Here is a 3,570-nt window from a genome sequence, read left to right as displayed (position 1 = left end):
CAAAGCACCGGAACGGCGAGCTCGCCCTGTAAGGGCACCACGTTCTAAACTGCCCGCCAGCTGGCTGGATACCATATCTTTTCGCTGCCCGGAAATACATCCACCAGCTGCTCTACCGCCTGAGCGGCACCGCGGGTGTGCAGCGTTGCCAGCACTAGGTGCCCTGTCTCAGCGCCAGCTGGATTGTTTCGACATCGCGCAGCCCATCAGCAAAGCGGGTAAAGTGCTGCCCCATTTCACGCTGCTGGATCAGCAACTGCGCGCTGCTGTGCAGAAACTCGAACGGGTCCTCCAGCGTCAGGATATTCCGCCGTCGCCGCTGATTCATCGCCGCAATCAGCACCGCCAGCGTAGTCGACTTGCCGCTCCCTGTCGCACCGACGATCAGCACCGCCCCCAGCGGCGGACAGTGGCTGGCAATCAGGCGCAGCGCCAGCGACAGGCCACAGCGCTGGCGAAACAGGTTGGCGCGCAGCCGCACGCCATCCGGCAAAGTCAGGGAAAAATCCACCTGCCCGCTGCGCGCCAGCTCTTAGTGCTGTGCTCAGCCAGCGCAAGGCAAAGCTTTCCAGTCACTACCCCTTCACCCTCTGCCTCAATGAGCTCAAGGCGACCATTACAGCGCCAGAAGGGATAATGGCCACTGCAAAGGTGCAGATCGCCTGCATTATGCTTTACACTAAGGGCCACAATTTCTTCAATATCCATATTTTTTCCCTGACTATGACTTCGATTGAGCACAACTTACAGCGAGTCCAGCTGCGGATCTCAGCGGCAGCAGCACAGTGCGGGCGCGATCTGAAAGAGATTACTCTGCTTGCAGTGAGCAAGACCAAACCCGCGAGCGCGATCGAAGAAGCGATGGCTGCCGGGCAGCGCTGCTTCGGCGAAAACTACGTGCAGGAAGGAGTGGATAAAATCCACCTGCTGGCTAATCCCGCACTCACTTGGCACTTTATTGGTCCGCTGCAATCCAATAAGAGTCGTCTGGTGGCGGAGTACTTTGACTGGTGCCATACCGTTGACCGTTTTCGCATTGCTAGCCGCCTTAACGACCAGCGTCCGGCAGGGTTAGCCGCACTGAATGTTCTGATTCAGGTAAATATCAGTGACGAACAGAGTAAAGCAGGCATTATGCTGGCTGACCTGCCTGCGCTTGCTCAGCAGATAGCGGAAATGCCGCGCCTGAAACTGCGCGGGCTGATGGCAATCCCGGCGCCGGAAAGCGACTACGCCCGCCAGCTGGCGGTATGTCAGCAGATGGCGCAGGCTTTTAAGCAGCTGCAACAGGATTACCCCGGCGTCGACACGCTATCGCTGGGAATGAGTGACGATATGGCTGCTGCTATCGCGGCGGGCAGTACCATGGTGCGTATTGGCACTGCAATTTTCGGCGCGCGCGACTACGGTCAGGCCGCTGCTAATCACAACAACTGAGGAACCTCATGCTAGCGTTGATCTTTCTGGTAACAACCGTGATGGCGATTTATATCAAAGTGTTGTTACTACGCATCTGGATGCAGTGGGCACGCTGCGACTTCTACAACCCGTTCTCACAGTTTGTGGTGAAAATCACTCAGCCGGTGGTAAAACCGCTACGACGCATTATCCCTTCTATCGGGCCGCTGGATAGCGCTTCCCTGCTGATTGCGTATATCGTCAGCGTACTGCTGGGTCCTGTGCTTCTGCGCCTGTTCGTGAAGGATCCGATCTTCCTCTACTTCGGCCTAGTGATCTTGGTGAAAGCCGCCGGAGTGCTGGTGTTCTGGGTGATCATCGTGCGCTCACTGATGAGCTGGATAAGCCAAGGGCGCAACCCGGTTGACTATGTGCTGATCCAGCTAACCGAACCGTTAATGGCCCCGGTACGCCGCATTATTCCGGCGATTGGCGGCATCGATTTCTCAGCGATGGCGGTAATCCTGGTCCTCTATATGCTAAACTTCTTAGGATTAGAGTACATCTTAGGTTGGGCACAGTTTTAATCTAACCGTCGCCTTTTACCTCACAGGTGCATTGGCTGCCCTCGCGAACCCCGGTCACTTACTACAGTAAACTCCCGGGGATTCACTCGGTTGCCGCTTTCCTGTAGGGCAAAATTCTCGGTTATATGTATCTTTTTTGTTGTGGATTAAATATGCAAAAAGTCGTACTCGCCACCGGCAACCACGGTAAAGTTCGTGAACTATCTGACCTGCTGGTCGTGTTTGGCCTTGAGATCGTGGCGCAGACGGAACTGGGCGTGGAGTCAGCCGAAGATACCGGCCTGACCTTTATTGAGAATGCCATCCTTAAAGCGCGCCACGCGGCAGCTGTCACCGGCCTGCCAGCGATTGCCGATGAATCTGGTCTGGCGGTCGATGCGCTCGGCGGCGCACCAGGTATTTACTCGGCGCGCTACGCGGGCCTTGACGCCAGCGACCAGCAGAATCTCGACAAGCTGCTGGTCACGCTGGATTCGGTGCCGGATGGTCAGCGTCAGGAGCAGTTCCACTGCGTGCTGGTCTATATGCGCCACGCTGAAGACCCAATCCCGTTGGTATTCCATGGCAGCTGGGAAGGTGAAATCACGCGCGCTGAAGCAGGCCAGAGTGAATTTGGCTATGACCCGATCTTCTATCCATAGGCGGGATTATGATCCTCACCTCCATCACCATGCCCGAGTCAGGGAAAACGGCGGCAGAGCTGACAAAGGACGAAAAGCGTGCGGTTTCTCATCGTGGTAAAGCGTTAAGCCTGCTGCTGGATGCCATGAAAAATGGTTAAGCTGCCCCCGTTAAGCCTGTATATCCACATTCCGTGGTGCGTACAGAAATGCCCGTACTGCGATTTCAACTCCCATGCGTTACAAAGCGAGGTGCCGCACGAGGAGTACGCGCAGCATCTGCTGAACGATCTGGATATCGACCTGCCGCCGACCGGCGGCAGACGCGAAGTCAGTACCATCTTCATTGGTGGCGGTACCCCGAGCCTGCTGAGCAGCGAAGCCATGCAGATGCTGCTGGACGGTGTGCAGGCGCGCCTGCCGCTGTCGCCAACGGCTGAAATCACCATGGAAGCCAACCCCGGCGCCGTGGAAGCTGACCGCTTCAGCGCCTATCAGCGTGCGGGCATCAACCGCATCTCGATTGGCGTGCAGAGCTTCAGCGCCGCCAAGCTGGAGCGGCTGGGGCGCATTCATGGTCCCGAAGAGGCAGAACATGCCGCTAGGCTGGCGGAAGAACTCGGTCTGAGCAGCTTTAACCTCGACTTGATGCACGGCCTGCCGGATCAGTCGCTGGCCGAAGCGCTGGACGATTTACGCCAGGCAATCGCCCTCAACCCACCGCACCTGTCTTGGTATCAACTGACCATTGAACCGAACACGCTGTTCGCCTCACGACCGCCGCGCCTGCGGGATGAAGACGATCTGTGGGATATTTTCGAGCAGGGGCATCAGCTGCTGAGCGCCGCCGGTTATCAGCAGTATGAGACTTCGGCCTATGCCAAACCGGACTACCGCTGCAAGCACAACCTTAACTACTGGCGCTTTGGCGATTACCTCGGCATCGGCTGCGGCGCGCACGGTAA

General features: G+C 57.3%; 3 protein-coding genes and 2 pseudogenes. 4 read left to right on the top strand and 1 reads right to left on the bottom strand.

Annotated elements, in window-relative coordinates; all coding sequences use genetic code 11:
• Positions 1-708: pseudogene (locus BBW68_RS20320) on the bottom strand (type IV pilus twitching motility protein PilT); the annotation flags it as partial.
• 15 nt (positions 709-723) lie between these two features.
• Between BBW68_RS20320 and BBW68_RS08815 the strand changes: the two are divergent.
• The 4 genes and pseudogenes from BBW68_RS08815 to hemW all read left to right on the top strand — a co-directional run.
• Positions 724-1,437 (top strand): YggS family pyridoxal phosphate-dependent enzyme, encoded by a 714-nt coding sequence (locus BBW68_RS08815; RefSeq protein ID WP_070135042.1) that lies wholly within the window; start codon positions 724-726, stop codon positions 1,435-1,437.
• Positions 1,438-1,445: 8 nt separating this feature from the next.
• Positions 1,446-1,985: a YggT family protein gene (locus BBW68_RS08810; RefSeq protein ID WP_070135038.1), complete on the top strand. Its 540-nt coding sequence runs from the start codon at positions 1,446-1,448 to the stop codon at positions 1,983-1,985.
• 152 nt (positions 1,986-2,137) lie between these two features.
• Positions 2,138-2,766: pseudogene (gene rdgB / locus BBW68_RS08805) on the top strand (RdgB/HAM1 family non-canonical purine NTP pyrophosphatase).
• A partial coding sequence (gene hemW / locus BBW68_RS08800; RefSeq protein ID WP_070135036.1) for a radical SAM family heme chaperone HemW occupies positions 2,759-3,570 on the top strand: 812 nt, incomplete at its 3' end. The pseudogene rdgB and the gene hemW, both read left to right, overlap by 8 nt.

Origin of the sequence: Candidatus Erwinia dacicola, assembly GCF_001756855.1 — a bacterium.
Lineage (GTDB): Bacteria > Pseudomonadota > Gammaproteobacteria > Enterobacterales > Enterobacteriaceae > Erwinia > Erwinia dacicola.
Note: the sequence above shows the minus strand (reverse complement) of the source record. Positions and strands in the feature narration are given on the sequence as shown.